This is a genomic window from Streptomyces sp. Je 1-4 4N24 (assembly GCF_026239515.1).
Lineage (GTDB): Bacteria > Actinomycetota > Actinomycetes > Streptomycetales > Streptomycetaceae > Streptomyces > Streptomyces nigrescens.
The window spans coordinates 8,008,659-8,030,907 of record NZ_CP110836.1; the positions used below are offsets into that span (position 1 = coordinate 8,008,659).

Genomic DNA, 22,249 nt, shown 5'->3' on the forward strand with positions numbered 1-22,249 from the left:
TGATGGCGGATGAAGAGAAGCTGGTCGACTATCTCAAGCGGGTCGCGGCTGATCTGCACGACACCCGGCAGCGCCTGCGCGAGGCCGAGGAGAAGGGCCGGCAGCCGCTCGCGATCATCGGCATGAACTGCCGCTACCCGGGGGCCGGTACACCGGAGCAGCTCTGGGACCTGGTCGCCGCCGGTGGGGACCCGATCTCCGACTTCCCCGCCGACCGCGGCTGGGACACCGACGAGCTGTTCGACGCCGACCCGGAGAAATCCGGCAAGAGCTATGTGAAACAAGGCGGATTCGTCTACGACGCGATCGACTTCGATGCCGCGTTCTTCGGCATCAGCCCGCGTGAGGCGCTCGCCATGGACCCCCAGCAGCGGGTGGTCCTGGAGGCCGCCTGGGCGGCCTTTGAAGACGCGAGGATCGACCCGTCGAGTGCGCGGGGCAGCGACACCGGGGTCTTCTTCGGTGCCAGCGGCGCCGAGTACGTCCCGGTGATCCAGCAGCTCCCGGACGCGTCCGAGGGGTACACGATGACCGGTGTGGCCAGCAGTGTGCTGTCCGGCCGGGTGTCGTACTCCTTCGGCTTCGAGGGCCCCGCGGTGACCGTGGACACCGCCTGCTCGTCCTCGCTGGTCGCCCTGCACATGGCGGCCCAGGCGCTGCGGCAGGGGGAGTGCTCCCTGGCCCTGGCCGGCGGGGTGACCGTGATGGGCACCCCCGGTGTGTTCACCAGCTTCTCCCGGCAGCGCGGACTGTCCCCGGACGGGCGGTGCAAGGCGTTCGCGGCCGGGGCCGACGGCACCGGCTGGGCGGAGGGCGTCGGGGTGGTGCTGGTCGAGCGGCTGTCCGACGCGCTCCGCAACGGGCATCCGGTGCTCGCGGTGCTGCGCGGTTCCGCGGTGAACCAGGACGGCGCCTCGAACGGCCTGACCGCCCCCAACGGGCCGTCCCAGATACGGGTCATCCGCCGCGCCCTGGAGAACGCGGGCATCACCGCGGGCCAGGTCGACGCGGTCGAGGCGCACGGCACCGGCACCACCCTCGGTGACCCGATCGAGGCGCAGGCGCTGCTCGCCACGTACGGCAAGGCACGGACCGCCGAACGGCCGCTGTGGCTCGGTTCGGTCAAGTCCAACATCGGGCACGCCCAGCAGGCCGCCGGAATCGCCGGCGTGATCAAGATGGTCATGGCCCTGCGCCACCGGGTGCTGCCGAAGACCCTGCACGTGGACGCGCCCACCCCGCACGTGGACTGGGAGTCCGGCGCGGTGGAACTGCTCACCGAGGCGAAGCCGTGGGAGAGCGCCGACCATCCGCGGCGCGCCGGTGTCTCCTCGTTCGGCATCAGCGGCACCAATGTGCACCTGATTCTGGAGGAAGCCCCCACCGCCGAGGCCGTGTCCCCGGCCACCGAGGAGGCCCCGGCCCGGACTCCGGGCCTCGCCGCGACCGGCACGGTGCCCTGGGTCCTGTCCGGTGCGACCGCCGGGGCGCTGCGGGCACAGGCCGCCCGGCTCGCGTCCTTCGTGGCGGACCGGCCGGAGCTGGACCCGGCCACCGTCGGACATTCGCTGGCCACCACCCGGGCCGCCCTGGAGCACCGGGCGCTGGTGGTAGGCGCGGACCGTGCGGAGCTGCTCAGCGGACTGACCGCGCTGGAACACGGTGAGCCTGCCGGGAACCTGGTGGAGGGCGTCGTGGGCAGCCGCGGCAAGGTGGCCTTCCTCTTCCCCGGCCAGGGATCGCAGTGGGCCGGGATGGCGGTGGAACTGCTCGACTCCTCACCGGTGTTCGCCGACCGGATCCGGGAGTGCGAGCGCGCCCTGTCGGAGTTCACCGACTGGTCGCTGACCGAGGTACTGCGGGGCGCCGAGGGCGCACCGGGCTTCGACCGGGTGGACGTGGTGCAGCCGGCGCTCTGGGCCGTGATGGTCTCCCTGGCCGCGCTGTGGCAGTCCTGCGGTATCACCCCCTCCGCCGTGGTCGGACACAGCCAGGGCGAGATCGCCGCCGCCTGTGTGGCCGGGGCGCTGTCCCTCCAGGACGCGGCCCGGGTGGTCGCCCTGCGCAGCAAGACCCTGATCGAACTGGCCGGACACGGCGGGATGGTGTCCGTCGCGCTGCCGCTGGAGCAGGTCGAGGAGCGGCTGGGGGCCTGGGGCGAGCGGCTGTCCGTCGCCGCGGTCAACGGACCGGCCTCGGTGGTCGTCTCCGGTGAACCGCGGGCCCTGCAGGAGCTGTTGGACGGCTGCGAGGCCGACGGGGTGCGCGCCCGCCGGATCGAGGTGGACTACGCCTCGCACTCGGCCCAGGTGGAACAGATCCGGGAACGGCTGCTGGAGGTGCTCGCACCGGTCAGCCCCCGGGCTTCCGAGATCCCGGTGTACTCCACGCTCACCGGCGACTGGCTGGACACCGCGGCCATGGACGCGGACTACTGGTACCGCAGCCTGCGCCAGACCGTGCTCTTCGAGCCGGCCGTACGCGGTCTGCTCGACGCCGGTTTCAGCACCCTGATCGAGGTCAGCGCGCATCCCGTGCTCGCGCTCGGGGTGCAGGACACCGTCGAGTCGGCCGGCCGGTCCGCGCTGGTCACCGGTTCGCTGCGGCGCGACGAGGGCGGGGTGGCCCGGTTCCTCACCTCCCTCGGCCAGGTGCACGCCCACGGGCAGAGCCCGGACTGGGCCGCCGTGTTCGCCGGTGCCGCGGACGGGACGGTCGCCCTGCCGACCTACGCCTTCGAGCGGCAGCGGTACTGGCCCAAGGGCACCATGACCGCGGCCGGTGACGCCGCCGGCTTCGGACTGAGCGCCGCCCGGCACCCGCTGCTCGGCGCCGTGGTGACCCTCGCCGATGACGAAGGAGTGCTGTTCACCGGGCGGCTGTCGCTGTCCACCCACGCCTGGCTGGCCGACCATGTGGTCGCCGGGCGGGCGGTCCTGCCCGGCACCGCGTTCGTGGAACTGGCCGTGCGCGCCGGTGACGAGGTCGGCTGCGAGGTCCTGGAGGAACTCACCCTGGCGGCCCCGCTGGTGCTGCCCGACCGCGGCGGGGTCCGTCTGCAGCTCGCCGTCGGCGGGCCCGACGACTCCGGCCGCCGTCAGCTGAGCGTGCGCTCCCGGCCGGAGGACGCTCCCGACGAGGAACCCTGGACCACCCACGCCACCGGCACCCTCACCGCCGGCACGGGGACCGCCGGCCCCCGCGAGGAGGCCTGGCCGCCCGAGGGGGCCGAACCCGTCGCCTTCGACGGGCTCTACGAACGCTTCACGGGGACCGGCCTGTCCTACGGCCCGGTCTTCCGGGGCCTGCGCTCGGTATGGCGACGCGGCACCGAGCTGTTCGCCGAGGTCGCGCTGCCCGAGGCGGCCGAGGACGAGGGCGCCGCGTTCGGGCTGCACCCCGCGCTGCTGGACGCGGCACTGCATCCGCTGGCCCTCGGCGGGTTCGTCGAGGACGGGAGCGGCGACCGGCCGTGGCTGCCGTTCGCCTGGTCCGGGGTGAGCCTGCACGCCGCGGGCGCCGGCACGGTGCGGGTGCGGCTGTCCCCGGCGGGGACGAACACGCTCTCGGTGAGCGTCGCGGACGCCACCGGAGCCCCGGTCGCTTCAGTGGCCTCCCTGATGCTGCGTCAACTGACCACCGACGCCCTGGACGGGACCGGCCCCACGTTCCACGACGCGCTCTTCCGGGTGGACTGGACCCCGGCACCGGTCCCCGCGGAGGCTCCCGCCGGCACGGTCGCCCTGCTCGGCGCGGCCGGCCCGGACCACCGCGCGGCACTCGAAGCGGCCGGCGCCCGGGTCGACGAGTACCCGGAACTGGCCGCGCTGCTCCGTGCCATGGACGCCGGAGCGCCGGTGCCCGACGTCGTGATGGTGTCCTGCGTCCCGCCGGAGGCGCCCGACGTCCCCGCTGCGGTCCGGGAGGCGAGCGGCCGGCTGCTCGGCCTCGCCCAGGACTGGCTGGCCGAGGAGCGGTTCGCCGACGCCCGGCTGGTGATCGCCACCCAGGGCGCGGTGGCCACCGAACCCGGCGCGGCCCTCGCGGACCTGGTGCACGCCCCGGTCTGGGGCCTGCTGCGCACCGCCCAGTCCGAACACCCCGGCCGGTTCGTCCTCCTGGACTCCGACGGGCTGGAGACCTCGGCTCGGGCCCTGCCCGCCGCACTGGCCCTCGGCGCGGCACAGCTCGCCCTGCGGGCCGGTGAGATCCGGCTCCCGCGGCTGGCCAGGATGGGCGTATCCGCCGCCACGGCACCCGAGTTCACCCCCGGCGGCACCGTACTGATCACCGGCGGCACCGGCACCCTGGGCGCCCTGTTCGCCCGGCACCTGGTGACCGAGCACGGCGTCCGGCACCTCCTGCTGACCAGCCGCAGCGGCCGCACGGCCAAGGGCGCGGCCGCGCTGGAGGCCGAACTGCGGGAACTCGGCGCCGAGGTGGAGATCGCCGCCTGTGACGCGGCCGACCGGGAGGCCCTGCGGGAACTGCTCGCCGCCGTCCCCGCCGACCGTCCGCTGACCGGAGTGATCAGCGCCGCCGGCACCCTGGACGACGGGGTGCTGGAGTCGCTGACCCAGGAGCGCCTGGACGCGGTGATGCGGCCCAAGGTGGACGCCGCCTGGCATCTGCACGAGCTGACCCAGGGCCTCGACCTGGCGGCCTTCGTGGTGTTCTCCTCCGCCGCCGGAGTCCTCGGCGGATCCGGCCAGGCGAACTACGCCGCCGCCAACGCCTTCGTCGACGCCCTCGCCGCGCACCGGCGGGCCGCCGGACTTCCCGCGCTCTCCCTGGCCTGGGGCCGCTGGACGGAGGCGAGCGGGCTGACCGAGGCACTGGACGAGGCCGCGCTCGCCCGGATGTCACGCTCCGGCATGACCGGGCTGTCCTCGGCGCAGGGCGTGGCGCTGTTCGACGCGGCACGCGCCGCGGAGGACGCGCTGCTGGTCCCCGCGCGGCTCGACCTCGCCGCACTGCGGCAGCAGGCCGGTGCCGGGATGGTGCCCGAGCTGCTGCGCGGCCTGGTCCGCACCTCCGGCCGACGGCAGGTGGACAGCGGCGGCGCCGCCACCTCCGAACTGCGCGAGCGCCTGGCCGGGATGTCCGCCGCTGAACGGGACCGCACCCTGCTCGATCTGGTGCGCGCCCAGGTCGCGGCCGTGCTCGGCTACGCCGGTCCGCAGGCCGTGGAATCCTCCCGGCCGTTCAAGGAGATCGGCTTCGACTCGCTGACCGCGGTCGAGCTCCGCAACCGGCTCGGCGCGGCGGTCGGCCTCCGGCTGCCCGCGACCCTGGTGTTCGACTATCCGACCCCGCTGGATCTCGCCGGGTTCGTCCGGGACGAACTGCTGGGCGCGGCCGTCGGCACCACGGCCGGTGCACCGGCCGCGGTCCGCACCGATGAGCCGATCGCCATCATCGGGATGAGCTGTCGCTACCCCGGTGGCGTCGACTCACCGGAAAAGCTGTGGCAGTTGCTGACCACGGGTACGGACGCGGTGTCGGCCTTCCCCGCGGACCGGGGCTGGGACATGGAGCGCCTCTTCGACCCGGACCCGGACCACCCGGGCACCAGCTACTGCACCGAGGGCGGATTCCTCTACGACGCGGCGCGGTTCGACGCCGGCTTCTTCGGGATCAGCCCCAAGGAGGCACTGGCGATGGACCCGCAGCAGCGGCTGCTGCTGGAAACCTCCTGGGAGACCTTCGAGCGCGCCGGCATCGACCCGGCGGCACTGAAGGGCAGCGGCACCGGAGTGTTCGCCGGAGTGATGTACAACGACTACGGCATGCTGACCGCCGCGGCCGAACAGCTCGACGGCTATGTGGGCGTGGGCGTCGCCGGCGGCGCCGTCTCCGGCCGGATCTCCTACACCTTCGGGCTGGAGGGCCCCGCGGTCACCGTGGACACGGCCTGTTCGTCCTCGCTGGTCGCCCTGCATCTCGCGGTGCAGGCCCTCCGGCAGGGGGAGTGCTCCCTCGCCCTGGCCGGCGGCGTGTCGGTGATGGCGACCCCGGGCACGTTCATCGACTTCTCCCGCCAGCGCGGGCTCGCCCCGGACGGACGGTGCAAGTCCTTCGCGGACGCGGCCGACGGCGCGGGCTGGGCCGAGGGCGCGGGCGTCCTGCTCATCGAGCGGCTGTCCGACGCGGTGCGCAACGGACACCCGGTCCTCGCCGTGGTGCGGGGTTCGGCGGTGAACCAGGACGGCGCCTCCAACGGGATGACCGCGCCGAACGGCCCGTCCCAGCAGCGGCTGATCCGGCAGGCCCTGGCCAACGCCCGTCTGAACGCCGACCAGATCGACGCGGTCGAGGCGCACGGAACCGGCACCACCCTCGGTGACCCCATCGAGGCCCAGGCCCTGCTGGCCACCTACGGGCAGGACCGGCCCGAGGACCACCCCCTGTGGCTCGGTTCGATCAAATCCAACATCGGGCACACCCAGGCCGCGGCCGGTGTGGCCGGCGTGATGAAGATGGTCCTCGCCATGCAGCACGGCGAGCTGCCCCGGACGCTGCACGTGGACCGGCCCTCCACCCACGTGGACTGGGCGGCCGGCGCGGTCGAGCTGCTCACCGAGGCACGTGAGTGGCCGGAGACCGGACAGCCCAGGCGGGCCGCGGTCTCCTCCTTCGGGATCAGCGGCACCAACGCGCACCTGATCCTGGAACAGCCCTCGGCGGCCCGTACTCCGGCCGACGCCGGGCCCGGGACGGCTCCCGCGGTGCTGCCGTGGGTGCTCTCCGCACACTCGGCCCAGGCCCTGCGGGCGCAGGCCGGGCGGCTGGCCGCCCTCGCCGAGGGCCACCCGGACCCGGTGGATGTGGGCTTCTCCCTGGTGTCGACCCGGTCCGCGCTACGGCACCGCGCCGTGGTGACCGGGGACCGGGACGCCCTGCTCACCGGCATCCGGGCACTGGCCGCGGGGACGACCCCGGCGGGTGTGGTCTCCGGCGTCGCGGGGGAGGGCCGGATCGGCGTGCTCTTCACCGGCCAGGGTGCCCAGCGCCTCGGGATGGGCCGCGAACTCCACGAGAATTACCCGGCGTTCGCACGGGCCTGGGACGAGGTGTGCGCGGAACTCGACGCACTGCTGCCCCGGCCGCTGCGCGAGGTGGTGTGGGCCGAACCGGGCTCTCCCGAGGCGGCTCTGCTGGACCAGACCCAGTACGCCCAGGCCGCGCTGTTCGCCGTCGAGGTCGCACTGTTCCGGCTGGTCGTCTCCCTCGGCGTGGTCCCGGACGCCCTGCTGGGCCACTCCATCGGTGAGGTCACCGCGGCTCATCTTGCGGGCGTCTGGTCGGTGGCCGACGCGGCGAAACTGGTGGTGGCCCGCGGCAGGCTCATGCAGAGCCTGCCCGCAGGCGGCGTGATGGTCGCCGTACAGGCCCCTGAGGACGTGGTACTTCCGCTGCTCTCCGGCCAGGTGAGCATCGCCGCGGTGAACGGGCCGGAGGCCGTGGTGCTCTCCGGCGCCGAGGCCACGGTGACCGAACTCGTCAGAACGCTGGAGGCCAAGGGGTACCGGACCAAGCAGCTCCGGGTCAGCCATGCGTTCCACTCGCCGCTGATGGACCCCGTGCTGGACGAGTTCCGCACCGTCGCCGAAAGCCTGACCTACGCCGAACCGGACCTCCCCGTGGTGTCCAACCTGACCGGCCGGGTCGCCGAGCCGGACCAGCTGCGCGACCCCGGCTACTGGGTGCGGCACGTCAGGGAAGCCGTCCGCTTCCACGACGGCATGCACGCGCTGCACACCGAGGGACTGGACACCTTCCTCGAACTCGGCCCCGGCGGAGTGCTCAGCGCCATGGGCCAGGAGAGCCTGCCCGGCGGGGAGTTCCTGCCCGCGCTGCGCAAGGACCGGCCGGAGAGCGAGGCGCTGCTGCAGGCCCTGTCCGGTGCCCATGTCCGCGGCGCCACCGTGGACTGGCTCCCGCTGTTCGGCGGCGGCCGCCGGGTCGAGCTGCCCACCTACGCCTTCCAGCGGCAGCGGTACTGGCCCGAGGCCGACGACCCGGCCGGTGAGGGCCGGCCGGACGCGTCCGACCCGGTCGAGTCCCGCTTCTGGGAGCTGGTGGAACGGGAGGACCTGGGCGCCCTGCTGCGCACCCTGGACCTCGACGAGAACCAGCCGCTGAGCGCGCTGCTGCCGGCCCTTTCCGCCCTCCGCCGCGGGGAGTCCGCGATGGACGGCACGCGCTACCGGGCCGACTGGCACGCGGTGACCGAACGGTCCACCGCCGAACTGTCCGGAACCTGGGCGCTGCTCGTCCCGGAGGAGCACCTGGCGGGGGACTGCGCACGGTCGGTGGCCGAGGCGCTGCGGGCGCACGGTGCCGACGTACGGCAGCTCGCCGTGACCGGCGCGGACGCCGACCGGGCACGTCTGACCGAACTGCTCGCCGGACTCCCGGCGGGAGTTGCCGGGGTGGTCTCCCTGTGGGCGCTGGACGAACAGCCGCATCCGGAGCACCCCTCGGTACCGTCCGGCGTGGCCGGGACCCTGTTGCTGGCCCAGGTGCTCGACGAGGCGGAGCCGGGTGCACCGCTGTGGTCCCTGACCCGGGGCGCGGTCTCCCTGACCCGTACGGGCAGCACGGCCGGCACCCCGGCGGCGCTGCTCTGGGGCCTCGGCCGGGCGGTCGCCGCGGCCCGGCCCGGACACCGGGGCGGCCTGATCGATCTGCCGGACGGCTTGGACACCCGCCAAGGGGCCTGGCTGGCCCAGCTGCTGGCCGACGCCGACGGTGAGGACGAGCTCGCCCTGCGCCCCTCCGGGGTGTTCGCCCGCAGGCTCGTCCACGCGGGCCGGGGCGTCGCCCACCAGCCCTGGCGGCCCACGGGCACGGTGCTGGTCGCCGGTGAACTGGGCGCCGCCGGTGCCCCCGTCGCCCGCTGGCTCGCCCGCAACGGTGCCACGCATCTGATGCTGCCCCGCGCACTCGCGGGGGAGTCCCTCGGCATCCCGGTGACCGTCCTCGACGAGGCACTCACCGACCGGGCGGCGGTGGCCCGGCTGCTGGACCGCGTCCCCGCGGCGCATCCGCTGAGCACCGTGGTGCACGGCATCGGGAGCGCCGTGGACCAGCCGGCCGGCTCCGCCTCCGTCGCACAGTTCGGCCAGGTGCTGGAGCGGGCCGTGCGCGAGTCCGAGAATCTGCACGAACTCGCCCGCGACGCCTCCGCGTTCGTCCTGCTCGCCCCGGCGGCGAGCACCTGGGGCGATCCGTCGCAGGCCGCGGTCACCGCGGCGGGCGCGTACCGCGAGGAGCTGGTGCGCCGGCGCCGGGCCGAAGGGCTCAGCGGAACGGTGCTCTGCTGGGACGGTGCACTGTCCCCGGAGACCGTGTTCGCCCGAGCGGTCGAGTACGGCGACCAGTCCGTCACGGTCGCCGAGGCGGACTGGGCGGAACTCGCCGTCACCCGGACCGGTTCGCTGCTGCGGGCCCTCCCCGAGGTGCGTCGGCTCGCCCAGGAGTCCGCGGCGGACACCGGCGACGAGGTGGATCCCGACGCGCTGCGGGCCTACCTGAAGGAGCTCGACGCGGCGGGCCGGCAGGAAACACTGCTGGAAATCGCCCGCGGAGTGGCGGCCCGGGCACTGGGGCACGAAAGCGCCGCGGCGGTCGAACCCGACCTCGATTTCCTCGACGCCGGATTCAATTCGCTGTCCGCGGTGGAATTCCGTAATGCACTGAACCGCATCACCGGACTCTCGCTGCCAGCCGCGCTTGTCTACGATTATCCGACCCCCAATGCGGTCGTCGAGTTCCTGGAATCCGAACTCGCCTGACGCCGTTGCGGTGTTGATCAGGTCCTCGCCGGACGGGTTCCTCCCGTCCGGCGAACCGGCCTACCCCCTGGGCCGGTTCGGGGTACTAAGGGGTTCCTTAGGGGTGTTCCGGCTCCTGGGATGGCCAATACGCTGCGTGCACCGACACGCTCAGCTCGGAGAGTGAATCCACATGGCAGTTCCTGGCTCGTGGAAATCGTTGACTTCGGACGGAAAGGATGTGGTACTCGCGGTCGATTTCGCGGTGACCGGGAGGCCGCAGGCAGGTTTTCCGGAATTCGTCGCGCTCGCCCGTCCGCAATTCTCGCTCTGGGAGACGCTGCCGCCCGCCCCGGAGGAGGACGCGGGCATGACCGGCGCCGACTACGTCGAACGCTGGGCGGAGGACGTCCTCCGGGAGGGCCGGCCGGTCCGGGCCGTCATGGGCTACTGCGTCGGAGCGGTGTACGCGGCGGCGCTGGCCGAGCGGATCGGGAAGCGCCAGGGCGAGACGCCCGCCCTCATCGGCTTCGACCCCGAGCTGCCCCGGCGTGATGTGGTCTGTCACCACTTCCTGACCACCATGGAGGGGATGTCCGGGCTGCTCAAGCCGGAGGAGATCGCCCACGCCCAGCAGGCCGCGGGGCAGGCACTGACCGGCGAGAGCGACATCAAGAAGTTCGGTGAGCGGCTGCTCGCGATCTTCCGTGAGGTCGGCGGCGCGGCGTTCGCCCGGGTCGGCCTGGACGCCAAGCGCAGCGAGGAGTTCGTCGCCACCTTCGGCCTGTTCCTGCACTTCTTCGTGCGGGGCAGCGACCTCGACCCGACGAACGGCTGGAAGTCGCTGACCGCGATGACCTCCGCGACCGCCACCAGCGGCCTCAACCCCCTGTCCGAAGCCGACCGGGCCGCCCGGGTGGCCAAGGAGATCCGCTTCCCCGTCGAGCACGCCGATCTGCTGCGCACGCCCGACGTCGCGACCACGGTCACCGGCCTGCTGAGCTGACGGACCTCACCCCGGCACGTCGAAAGGAAACAGCGCATGCAGCCCATGAGCACGCCCCTCTCCCGGGCCAGTCAGAAAGAGGAGGCGTTGTGGCTGCTCGACAAGCTCGTCCCGGACAGCGGGGTGAACAACATCCCGGCCGCCATCCAGGTGGCGGGCCGGCTGCGGACCACGGCACTGCGCGAGGCCGCCGCCCGGCTCCTGCGCAAGCACGAGGTACTGCGCACCGTCTTCCATGACGAGGGCGCCGGACTGCGCAAGGCGATCCTGTCCCCGGAGGACGCCCCGATCGACATCGAGGTGAGCCGGTCGACCGCGGACGGGCTGGCGGACGATCTCACCGCGCTCGCCGCCCGTCCGTTCAAGTTCAACGGCCGGCCCATGCTGCGGATCTGCCAGGTCGAGGCACCCGAGGGCGATGTGCTCTGCGTCGTGGCCCACCACCTGGTGTTCGATGTGGCGTCCGCGCAGATCGTGATGGGTGAGCTCACCCGGCTCTACGACGCGGTCCTCGCCGGGGAGGACCTCTCCGGCGAGGCGGTCGTTCCGGTCGCGGCGGTCGCCGCCGACGAACCGCGCCCGGAGAGCTTCCAGTTCTGGCGCGACCATCTGAGCGGATTCGACGCCGGCTCGCTGGATCTGTGGATGGCCCGGCAGGGGAGTGCGGAGACGACCCTGAAAGGGGCCACCGTCGCCCACGACCTCTCCGACGGGGCACGGGACGTCGTCCGCCGGCTGCGCAGGGAACTGCGGGCCTCCGAACCCGTCATCCTGCTCGCCGCCTACTACCTGCTGCTCGCGCAGCACGGCGCCGGGCCGGACATCGTGATCGGCTCGCCCGCGGACATCCGCGGGCAGCAGGCCGCCGGTGCCATCGGCTACTACGTGAACATCCTGGCGCTGCGCGTCCGGACCGATCCGGCCCAGAGTTTCCGCGCGCTGGTGCGACAGGCCCGGGACGTGTTCCTGGAGGCGGTCTCCCATGTGGACGTCCATGTGGACCTGCTGCTGCCGGAGATCCCGCGGGTCAACTCCGCCTGGAGCACCACGCTGTTCCGGCATATGTTCAACTACCTGCCCGGCGGGCTGTCCGCGGAGACGACCATCGGCGGTCTCCCGGCGCGGGCCCTGATGGTCCGCAACGGCTACAGCCGGATGAACCTCGAATTCGACATCCTGTCGGAGAAGGACCGCATCACAGTCGAGGCGCTGTACGGGCTGGAATCCCACCGCCGGGCCGATGTCGCCCTCCTCCTCCAGCGCTATGACGCGTTGCTGGTCGCGGTCGGCGCCGAACCGGACCGGCCCGTCGGCGAACTGTCCTCGTGGTCGGAACGGGACCGTACGGTCATCGCCGCGGCCAACCGCACCGCCACCGACACCCCGGCCCCGTCCGTGCTGCGCACCGTCGCCGAACGGGCGGCCGCCGCACCCGACGCGGTCGCCCTCGCGGACGGCGACCGGAACACGACCTACGCCGAGCTGTGGCAGGCGGCCTCGGACACCCGGGAGCTGCTGCGTGCCTCGGGGGTGACCGCGGGCGATGTGGTCGCCGTGGCGGCCCGCCGCGGACCCGAACTCGCCGCCGCGGCCCTGGGCGTCTGGCTGGCCGGATGCGCCTACCTCCCGGTCGATCCCGACCACCCCGCGGACCGGATCTCCTACCAGCTCGCGGACTCCGGTGCCCGTGCCGTACTGGCCGGCGACACGGTGACCCTGCCCGAGGGCACCCCACGACTGGAGATGGCCGGCCTCCGCGCCGCGCAGGGCCAGATCGCCGAACTCCCGGCGGACCCCGACCCGGCCTCGTGCGCGTATCTGATCTACACCTCCGGTTCCACCGGCCGGCCCAAGGGCACCAGGGTCTCCCACGGAAACCTGGCCAATCTCGTCCGGCACTTCCTCGACGAGCTGAAGCCGGGCCCCGGCGAGGTCACGCTGTGGATGACCACCTTCGCCTTCGACATCTCCGCACTGGAGCTGTTCCTCCCGCTGACCTCCGGCGGGACGCTGGCCGTCGCGCCCGACGAGGCCCGGGTGAACGGCACCCTGCTGAGGGAACTGCTGGTCCGGCACGATGTCGCGATCGTGCAGGCCACCCCCACCACCTGGCGGACGGTGATCGAGCAGGTGGGCGACCAGCTGGCCGGCCGGCGGTTGCTGTGCGGCGGTGAGGCGCTCCCCGCCGACCTGGCGGAACGACTGCTGGAGACCGCCGCCGAGGTCCGCAACGTCTACGGCCCCACCGAAACCACCATCTGGTCCACCGCGGGGAAGCTCGGCGCCGGTGACGGGGCGGTGCACGCCGGCACCCCGCTGCGGAACACCACCGCCTTCGTACTGGACCCGGCCGGCCGGGAACTCCCGCTCGGTGTGCACGGCGAACTGTGCATCGCGGGCGCCGGCGTCGCGATCGGCTACCACAACCGCCCGGAACTGACCGCCGAACGGTTCGGCGAGCACCCCGAGTACGGGCGCTTCTACCGCACCGGAGACCTGGCCCGCTGGCGGGACAACGGAACATTGGAGGTGCTTGGCCGGGTGGACCGACAGATCAAACTCCGCGGCAACCGCCTTGAACTCGCCGAAATCGAGGCGGTGTTGCTGGAGCACCCCGAGGTGACCGGCGCCGCCGTGGTCACCGTCGGCGACCTCAGCGCGGACGCCGTCCTGGTGGCCTTCGTGGTGGCCCACCCCACCGAGGGCATCGTCGAGCGGCTGTGGGAACACGCCAGGACGAAGCTGCCCTCGTCGGCGGTGCCGCACGACTTCGTGCTCACCGACGAACTCCCCACCAACGCCAACGAGAAGGTGGACTATCCGCACCTCACCCGGCTGGCCACCGCCCGCCGGGCCGCGGCCGGCCATGGCGCGGCGGCGGAGCACCACGAGGACGCCCTGGTCGACGCGCTGCTCTCGATGTTCCGCGAGCTGCTCGGCCGGGAGGACGTCACCGCCGATGCGAACTTCTTCGTCCTGGGCGGGCATTCGCTGCTCGCCGCGCTGCTGGTGCAGCGGATCCAGGAGTCCTTCGGGGCGGAGATGCGCCTCGCCGAGTTCTTCGCACTGCCCACCCCCCTGGGGCTCGCCGCCTTCCTGCGGTCCCGCGGAGTGGAGCCCGGTACCGGCTGAGCACCCCAGGTACCCGCGTCACCAGGCACAGGAACGGCTGATCGAGGAGAGTGAAGAACAATGCCGGCGATGATCATGAACGGCCATTGCAGGTCCTTCAACGGCGACGGAAAGAAGGACCTGCTCGTCCGCCACGACACCAACGGTGAACTGCTGGTCTTCCCGCACAGCGGAAAGTTCGACGGCACCGACACCTTTCTCGAACCGGTCAAGATCGGTGAGGACTTCCACTGGGAGAAGCACCTCATCATCCGGACCATCGACATCCGCGGCAACGGACTGGCCAGTGTGCTCGCCGGCAGCGAGGAAACCGTCAACACCGAGCATCCGCACGGCGTTTACCTCTATGAGAACAAGGGCGGCCTCAACGGTCTGAACACCCTGAGCGAGCCGATCCGGATGTCGGGCCGCCGCGACGACGGCCGGATCTGGGAGAGCATCGGCGTCGCCGACGTCAGCGGGGACGGCAAGGACGACACCTTCGGCCGGGAGAGCGAACTCGGTCATGTGGACTGGTTCCGCAACACCGGCAACGTCGTGGAGAACGACACCTTCGACAAGACCCCGCAGCGGCTCACCGTCACCGAGCCCACCGACTTCCCCTTCGGCATGGCCGACGTGACCGGCACCGGCCGGCTCGACCTGCTGATCCTGCGCGACAACGGCGATCTGTGCGTCTACGAATTCCCGCCCGGACCCGACGGCTTCCTCGGCGACGGAGCGGACCGGGGCACCTGGTACACCGTCGGCAACCTCGGCGCGGACTGGAACCCGCTGGAGGACGCGCTCGCGGTGACCGATATCGACCTGGACGGCAACCCCGACCTGCTCGTCCGGCAGCGCGACGGGGTGCTGGTGGCGCTCGCGCACACCGGCACGTTCGACCGGAAGAACCCGATGAACACCTTCCACCCGCCGGTCGCCGTCCTCAAGGACTGCGCGGAGTACCACACGCTCACCTGATCGCCACAGCCCCCTCGGTCGGAGTCCGCGCATGAATGCCCTCGACGAAAACCCCTCGCTGATCCAGAAGTTGCACGGGCTGTCCCGGCCCGAACAGGACCGGGCGCTGCTGGATCTGGTGTGCCACCACGCCCTCGCTGCGCTGCGCCGCGTCCGGCCGGACGACGCACCGCGGACCCTGGCCCCGGACCGCCCCTTCACCGACCTCGGATTCGACTCGCTCACCGCGGCCGATCTGCATGTCCGGCTGGTGGCGGCCACCGGACTGCCGCTCCCGGTCACCGTGGCCTTCGACCATCCGACCCCGGTGCGGCTGGCCGGGGAGGTGCGGGCCGGACTGTTCGGTGCCGACGGCGGGGACGGCGAGGAGACCGTCTCCGGGCCGCCGGGGCAGGCGGGCGTGGCCGACGAGGCGGACCCGATCGCCATCGTCGGGATCGGCTGCCGCTACCCGGGCGGGATCGGCAGCCCGGAACAGCTGTGGCGGCTGGTCGCCGAAGGGGCCGAGGTCGTCGCCGGGCTGCCCGAGGACCGCGGCTGGGACCCGGAGACCCTGTACGACCCGGACCCGGACGCCCCGGGCAAGACCTACGTCCGCAGCGGCGGATTCCTCTACGACGCGGCGGAGTTCGACGCGGAGTTCTTCGGGATCGGCCCGCGTGAGGCGCAGGCGATGGATCCGCAGCAGCGGCTCGTCCTGGAAACCTCCTGGGAGGCGCTGGAGCGGGCCGGTATCGACCCGACCGCGCTGCGCGGGAGCCGGGCCGGGGTGTTCCTCGGCGCCGAGCCACAGGAGTACGGGCCCCGGCTGACCCGGGCCGGCGGACACGAGGGCTATCTCTCCACCGGCAACACCACCAGCGTCATCGCCGGCCGGGTCGCCTACGCCCTGGGCCTGGAAGGCCCCACGATGACCGTGGACACCGCCTGCTCGGGGTCCCTGGTCGCGCTGCATCTGGCCTGCCAGGCGCTGCGGCAGGGGGAGTGCTCCGTGGCCCTGGCGGGCGGGGTGGCCGTCATGGCCGCGCCCGGCACCTTCCTGTCCTTCTCCCGGCAGCGCGGCCTCGCCCCGGACGGCCGCTGCAAGGCCTTCTCGGCCGACGCGGACGGCACCGGCTGGTCCGAGGGCGTCGGCGTACTGGTCGTCGAGCGGCTCTCCGACGCCCGCCGGGCCGGGCATCCCGTCCTGGCCCTGGTCCGTGGCTCGGCGGTCAACTCCGACGGCGCCTCCAACGGTCTGACGGCACCCAACGGCCCCTCCCAGCAGCGGGTGATCCGCCAGGCCCTGGCCGCCGCCGGACTGGCCCCGCACGAGGTTGACGCGGTGGAGGCGCACGGCACCGGCACCAAGCTCGGCGACCCGATCGAGGCACAGTCCCTGATCGCCGCCTACGGCACCGAACGGTCCGAACCCCTCTGGTTGGGCTCGGTCAAATCCAACCTGGGCCACACCCAGGCCGCCGCCGGTGCGGCCGGGATCATCAAAATGATCATGTCGATGCGGCAGGAACTGCTGCCACGCACCCTGCATGTCACCGAACCCACTCCCCACGTCGACTGGGCGCAGGGCAAGGTCGCCCTGCTCACCGAGGAACGACCCTGGCCCCGCACGGACCCACCGCGCCGGGCCGGCATCTCCTCGTTCGGCTTCAGCGGCACCAACGCGCACGTCATCCTGGAACAGGCACCGCCCGAGCCCGCGCCGCCACCCACGATCGAGCACCCCCCGGTGCTCGCGCTGCCGCTCTCCGCCCGGACTCCGGAGGCACTGCGGGCGCAGGCCGCCAGGCTCACGTCCTTCCTGGCGGGGAACCACGGGCCGGCCCTCGCCGATCTGGGCCGCACGCTGGCCACCACCCGGGCCCAGCTGGAACACCGCGCGGTGCTGCTCGCCGCCGACCGTACGGAGTTCACCGCCGGCCTGGACGCCCTGGCCGCGGGTGCGTCGGGGCCCGGCATCTGCCAAGGACAGGCCGGCTCCGCCCCGGTCGCCGTGCTGTTCACCGGTCAGGGCGCGCAGCGGCTCGGCATGGGCCGCGAACTGTACGCCGCCTACCCGGTGTTCGCCCGTGCCTGGGACGAGATCTGTGCCGAGCTGGATGTCCATCTGCCCGGCCCGCTGCGCGCCGTGGTGTGGGCGGAGCCGGACAGCCCCGAGGCCGCCCTGCTGGACGGGACGCTCTACGCCCAGTCGGCGCTGTTCGCCCTGGAGGCCGCGCTCTTCCGGCTGCTGGAGTCCTGGGGGCTGCGGCCGGACTTCCTGCTGGGTCACTCCCTCGGCGAGGTCACCGCCGCCCATGTGGCCGGGGTCTGGTCCCTGCCCGACGCCGCCGCCCTGGTCGCCGCCCGTGGCCGGCTGATGCAGGAACTCCCGGCCGGCGGCGCGATGGTGTCGGTACGCGCCACCGAGGAGGAGGTCACCGCCGCACTCGGAGCGTTCGAGGGGCGGGTGGGCATCGCCGCGGTCAACGGCCCCGCCTCGGTGGTGCTCTCCGGGGACGAGGACGCCGTCACCGAGGCCGCCGCCGCCCTCGCCGCGCGCGGCCACAAGACCCAACGGCTCCGGGTGAGCCACGCCTTCCACTCGCCCCGTATGGAGCCGATGCTGGACGCGTTCCGCTGGGTCACCCGGGTGATGTCTTATGCGCCACCGAAGATCCCCGTGGTCTCCAACCTCACCGGGCGGATCGCCACCGGCGAGGAACTGTGTTCACCGGACTACTGGGTGGACCATGTCCGCGGCGCCGTCCGGTTCGCCGACGGGGTCCGTGCGCTGGCGGACCACGGTGTGGGTACCTTCCTGGAACTGGGGCCGGACGCGGTGCTCTCCGCGATGGCACCGGACTGTGTGTCCGGGCAGGACCGGCCGGTGTTCCTGCCCACCCTCCGTCGCGACCGCGCGGAGACCCGGGAGGTCACCGGTGCCCTCTCCCGTGCCTGGGCGCACGGCGCGGACGTGAACTGGGCGGCGTACTACGGCGGTTCCGGCCACCCGGTGGAGCTGCCGACCTATGCCTTCCAGCGGCGGCGGTTCTGGCTGGACTCCGGGGACGCGGCGCTGGACGCGGCCGCACTCGGCCAGGCCGATGCCGCACATCCGCTGCTCGGCGCGGTGATCGATTCCGCGCAAGCGGACACCCACGCCTACACCGGACGCCTCTCGCTGCGCTCCCACCCCTGGCTCGCCGACCACGCGATCAACGGCGCCGTGCTCCTGCCGGGCACCGCCTTCGTCGACCTCGCGCTGTACGCCGGCGACCGGGCGGGCTGCCCCGACCTCGCCGAACTGACCCTGGAAAGCCCCCTGGTGCTTCCGGAATCCGGTGCGGTGCGGCTGCAGGTCGAGGTGGCCGCGCCGGATGAACAGGGCGACCGCCAGGTCCTCGTGTCCTCCCGCGCCGAGGACGATCCGGCCGATGTGGCCTGGACCCGGCACGCCACCGGCCTGCTCACCGCCACCGTCCCGGACCACGACGGACCCGACCTGCGCGTCTGGCCCCCGGCGGAGGCCGAACCGGTCGATCTCGGCGGGCTGTACGACGGTATGGCGCAGCGCGGTTACGACTACGGGCCCAAGTTCCAGGGCCTGCGCGCGGCCTGGCGCCGTGGCACGGAGGTGTTCGCCGAGGTCGCGCTCCCCGAGGGAGCCGACAGCGCGGACTTCGCCCTGTCCCCGGCGCTCCTCGACGCGGCCCTGCACGCCCTCGACCTGGGGGAGTTCGTCCCGCGGGACGGCCGGCCCTGGGTTCCGTTCGCCTGGGCCGGGGTGAGCCTGCGGGCCGTCGGTGCGACGGCGCTGCGGGTGCGGCTGTCGGCCGCGGGGGACCAGGCGGTCACGCTGGACCTCGCCGACGCCACGGGCGTCCCGGTCGCCTCGGTGCGTTCCCTGGTCTCCCGGCCGGTCGCCGCCGAACAGACCGCGGCGGCCCGGAAGGGCATGGTGGCCCGGTCGCTGTTCCGGCTCGACTGGACCACGGTGGTCGCCCCGGGCACACCGGCCGGTGACTGGGCGCTGCTGGGCGACGGCGAGGGCGCACTCGGCCGGGCGCTGCGGGCCGGCGGGGTCCGGCCGAGGAGTCACGCCGAGCTCTCCGCCATGGACGTACCGGATCTTCTGGTGGTGCCCTGTGCGCCCGCCGAGGGCGCGCCGCCCGAGGCCGCCCGCCACACCGCGCACCGCGTCCTCGACCTGCTGCGGTCCTGGCTCGCCGACGAGCGGTTCGCCGGCTCCCGGCTCGCCCTGGTGACCGAGGGCGAGGACTTCGCCGCCTCGGTGGTCTGGGGCCTGGTGCGCTCGGCGCAGGCCGAGCACCCGGACCGGATCACCGTGGTCGATGTGGATTCCTGGGCGGCCTCGGGGCCGGCCGTCGCCGGTGCGCTGGCCACCGGTGAGCCCCAACTTGCGTTAAGAGACGGTGAGTTGCGGCTTCCGCGGCTGGCCCGGGTCACTCCACCGGACGCCGGTGCGGAGTGGGACCCGGATGGCACCGTGCTGATCACCGGTGGCACCGGCGGGCTCGGCGCGCTCGTGGCCCGGCACCTGGCCGGCGCACACGGGGTGCGGCACCTGCTCCTGGTCAGCCGCCGGGGACCGGACGCCCCGGGCGTGCCGCGACTGCGCACCGAGCTGGCCGCGCTCGGCGCCACCGTGACCGTGGCCGCCTGCGATGTCGCCGACCGTACGGCCCTGGCCGGACTGCTCGCCGGGATCCCCGCCGCGCATCCGCTGCGCGCCGTGGTGCACGCCGCCGGTGTGCTCGACGACGGGGTCCTCACCTCGCTGACCCCGCAGCGCTTCGACGGCGTCTTCCGGCCCAAGGCGGACGCGGCCTGGCTGCTCCATGAACTGACCGCGGACCTCGCACTCACCCGCTTCGTCCTGTTCTCCTCCACCGCCACTCTGCTCGACGGGGCGGGACAGGCGAACTACGCGGCCGCCAACCTGTTCCTCGAAGCGCTCGCCCGGCACCGGCGGGCCACCGGCCGCCCGGCGACCGCGCTGGCCTGGACACTGTGGGACGAGGCCGACGGCATGGCCGGGCGGCTCGGCGAGGCCGGTCTGCGCCGGGCCGCCCGGTCCGGTTTCCCGCCGCTCGACCCGGCCGAAGGCCTGGCGCTGTTCGACGCGGCGCTCGCCACCGCGGAGACCACTCTGGTCCCGCTGCGGATCGACCCGGCCGTGCTCCGGGCCCGCCCCGGCGGTGTCCCCGCGCTGCTGGCCGGGGTGGTCCGGGTGCCGTCCCGCAATGCCGCCCAGGCCGGGGCCCCGGCTCCGGCCGCGGATTCCCTGGCCACCCGGCTGGCGGCGCTCTCCGCCGAGGAGCAGCGGCGCACCCTGCTGGGCCTCGTACGCGCCCAGGTCGCCGAGGTCCTCGGCTATGACCGCCCGGAGGCGGTGGTCAGCGGGCGGGGCTTCCTCGAACTCGGCCTCGATTCGCTCGCCGCGGTCGAACTGCGCAACCGGCTGACCGCCGCCACCGGGGAGACCCTGTCGTCCACGCTGGTCTTCGACCACCCCACGCCCGACGCGGTCGCGGAGCACCTGGCCACGCGCCTCATCGCCGGCGAAGCGGACCGGACCGCCTCGGTGTTCGCCGGAATCCGCCTGCTGGAGGCGGAGCTGGCGGCCGTCGCCCCGGACGAGGAGGAGTACGCCGGGGTCGCGGCCCGGCTGCGCGGACTGCTCACCACATGGGCCGAAACGCATCGCCCCGAAGAGCAGGCGCAGGAGTCCGCACTGGGCGCCGCCACCGCCGAGGAACTCTTCGACATCCTCGACAGCGAGCTGGAGGCCGGCAGGTAACGACCAGCGGTCCCACGGCATGTCATCGCTCCCCGGCCTCCCAGGGGACCGATGACATGCCGTGGGCGCGTCTACCAGCGGACCGGCATCGCATGCAGTCCGAAGACGAAGTTCTGGTACTTGAACGGCAGTTCATCCATCGGCTTGTCAAGCCGCAGGGAGGGCATCCGCCGCAGGAGCGTGCCCAGCCCGATCTCCAGCTCGGCGCGGGCCAGGTTCTGCCCGATGCACTGGTGTACCCCGTATCCGAAGGCGATATGGTGCCGGGCCTTGCGGTGGATGTCGAAGGTGTCGGGGTGTTCGAAGGCCCGCTCGTCCCGGTTGGCCGAGGCGCTCAGCACGAAAATGCCCTCACCGGCCCTGATTTTCCGGCCGTCGATCTCGATGTCGTCAACGGCGACCCGGTCGAAGGCGGCCCAGTCCGACACGGAGTGGAACCGCAGCAACTCGTCGACCGCACCGGGCAGCAGCGCGGGGTTCTCGCGGAGTTCGGCCAGCTGCTCCGGGTGTTCCAGCAAGGTCAGCATGCCCAGGGGGAGCATGTTCGCGGTCGCCTCGTGTCCGGCGGTCAGCAGCAGGAAGGCCATGCCCACCAGGGCCGCGCGGGTCAGCTCGCCCGTGCCGACCTGTTCGTTGATCAACCGGCCGATGAGGTTGTCGCCGGGTGCTCTCACCGCCGCCTTGACCAGCTCGTCAAGGAAGTCGATCAGCCCCTCCATCGCCGCCTTGACCTGTTCGGGCTCGGCGTTCAGCTGGACCAGTGTCCTGGTCGCGGACTGGAAGTACTCGTGATCCTCGTACGGGACGCCGAGTAGCTGACAGATGACCAGCGAGGAGAGCGGCAGACCGAGATCCTCCACGAGATCCCCCTGGGAGCCCCGCGCCAGCATGTCGTCGATCAGCCGGTCGGTAATGCGCTGGACCTCCGGCCGCAGCTGGTTCATCCGCCGCGCACCGAACTCGGAGATGAGCATGCGCCGGTAGTGGCTGTGCCGCGGCGGGTCCAGGTTGATGAACTGGCCCTCGTGGAACTGGGCGATCTCCGCCAGCTCGTTGAGCTGCTCGGCGGTGAGCGGCTCCCCGCCGCCCGTGGCCTCGTGGGCCGGCGGCTCCTCGGGCGGCCGGACGCTCGGGAAGCCCGGCCGGCTCGCATCGGAGCTGACCCGCGGGTCGGTCAGCAGTTGCTGCGCCTCGGCATGCCGGGTCACCACCCAGGCGCTACCGCCGTGCGGCAGCTGTACCCGCACCAGCGGGGAGTCCGCCCGCAGATCCGCGTACTCCGGTGGCGGGGCGAAGGGGCAGCGCCGGGCCATGGGGAAGCGCAATTCCTGCACCGACCCGCTGCTGTCAATATCCGTCATGGAATTCTCCCCTCAAGGTAATTATCAGGCGACAGGTCAGGAACTTATTGCGGGGATGAACAGCCGTCAAGATTCAAAAGATTTTGCCCAGCGAATAGGGGTGGTTCTCAATTTCACATACAGCGTCCTGCCGCTCGGTGAAGGGCGGGCGAAGAAATGCACCCGCATTGCCCATATCGGGCGTCAATTCGACGGCAGGTGAATA

General features: G+C 72.9%; 7 protein-coding genes. 6 read left to right on the plus strand and 1 reads right to left on the minus strand.

The annotated features are described in order from the left end of the window. Positions 1-2 precede the first annotated feature (2 nt). From SLV14N_RS34755 to SLV14N_RS34775, 5 genes are all read left to right on the plus strand, one after another. Entirely contained in the window at positions 3-9,800 is a 9,798-nt protein-coding gene (locus SLV14N_RS34755) for a type I polyketide synthase (protein WP_263272502.1), read from the plus strand. 199 nt (positions 9,801-9,999) lie between these two features. Then, on the plus strand, positions 10,000-10,785 hold the full coding sequence (locus tag SLV14N_RS34760) for a hypothetical protein (protein WP_263272503.1): 786 nt from the start codon (positions 10,000-10,002) through the stop codon (positions 10,783-10,785). A gap of 36 nt (positions 10,786-10,821) precedes the next feature. Further along, the gene (locus SLV14N_RS34765) at positions 10,822-13,917 is read left to right on the plus strand and encodes an amino acid adenylation domain-containing protein (protein ID WP_263272504.1); all 3,096 of its coding nucleotides are present in this window, start codon (positions 10,822-10,824) and stop codon (positions 13,915-13,917) included. Positions 13,918-13,977: 60 nt separating this feature from the next. Continuing rightward, positions 13,978-14,880 carry a VCBS repeat-containing protein gene (locus tag SLV14N_RS34770; protein WP_208686523.1) on the plus strand — a complete coding sequence of 301 codons (903 nt, stop codon included), beginning with the start codon at positions 13,978-13,980 and terminating at the stop codon, positions 14,878-14,880. Between the two features lie 31 nt (positions 14,881-14,911). Beyond that, on the plus strand, positions 14,912-20,683 hold the full coding sequence (locus tag SLV14N_RS34775; RefSeq protein WP_263272505.1) for a type I polyketide synthase: 5,772 nt from the start codon (positions 14,912-14,914) through the stop codon (positions 20,681-20,683). Positions 20,684-20,754: 71 nt separating this feature from the next. On the opposite strand, the gene SLV14N_RS34780 is transcribed toward SLV14N_RS34775, so the two are convergent. Then, positions 20,755-22,044: a cytochrome P450 gene (locus tag SLV14N_RS34780; protein ID WP_263272506.1), complete on the minus strand. Its 1,290-nt coding sequence runs from the start codon at positions 22,042-22,044 to the stop codon at positions 20,755-20,757. Between SLV14N_RS34780 and SLV14N_RS34785 the strand changes: the two genes are divergently transcribed. Further along, positions 22,043-22,246 (plus strand): hypothetical protein, encoded by a 204-nt coding sequence (locus SLV14N_RS34785; RefSeq protein WP_263272507.1) that lies wholly within the window; start codon positions 22,043-22,045, stop codon positions 22,244-22,246. The two genes, SLV14N_RS34780 and SLV14N_RS34785, sit on opposite strands and share 2 nt — an antisense overlap. The last annotated feature ends 3 nt before the right edge of the window (positions 22,247-22,249 follow it).

Bases quoted from the DNA above. Each gene is read 5' to 3' on its own strand.
- SLV14N_RS34755 (WP_263272502.1), top strand. From the start codon at position 3: ATGGCGGATGAAGAGAAGCTGGTCGACTATCTCAAGCGGGTCGCGGCT.
- SLV14N_RS34765 (WP_263272504.1), top strand. From the start codon at position 10,822: ATGCAGCCCATGAGCACGCCCCTCTCCCGGGCCAGTCAGAAAGAGGAG.
- SLV14N_RS34770 (WP_208686523.1), top strand. From the start codon at position 13,978: ATGCCGGCGATGATCATGAACGGCCATTGCAGGTCCTTCAACGGCGAC.
- SLV14N_RS34775 (WP_263272505.1), top strand. From the start codon at position 14,912: ATGAATGCCCTCGACGAAAACCCCTCGCTGATCCAGAAGTTGCACGGG.
- SLV14N_RS34785 (WP_263272507.1), top strand. From the start codon at position 22,043: ATGGAATTCTCCCCTCAAGGTAATTATCAGGCGACAGGTCAGGAACTT.
- SLV14N_RS34780 (WP_263272506.1), bottom strand. From the start codon at position 22,044: ATGACGGATATTGACAGCAGCGGGTCGGTGCAGGAATTGCGCTTCCCC.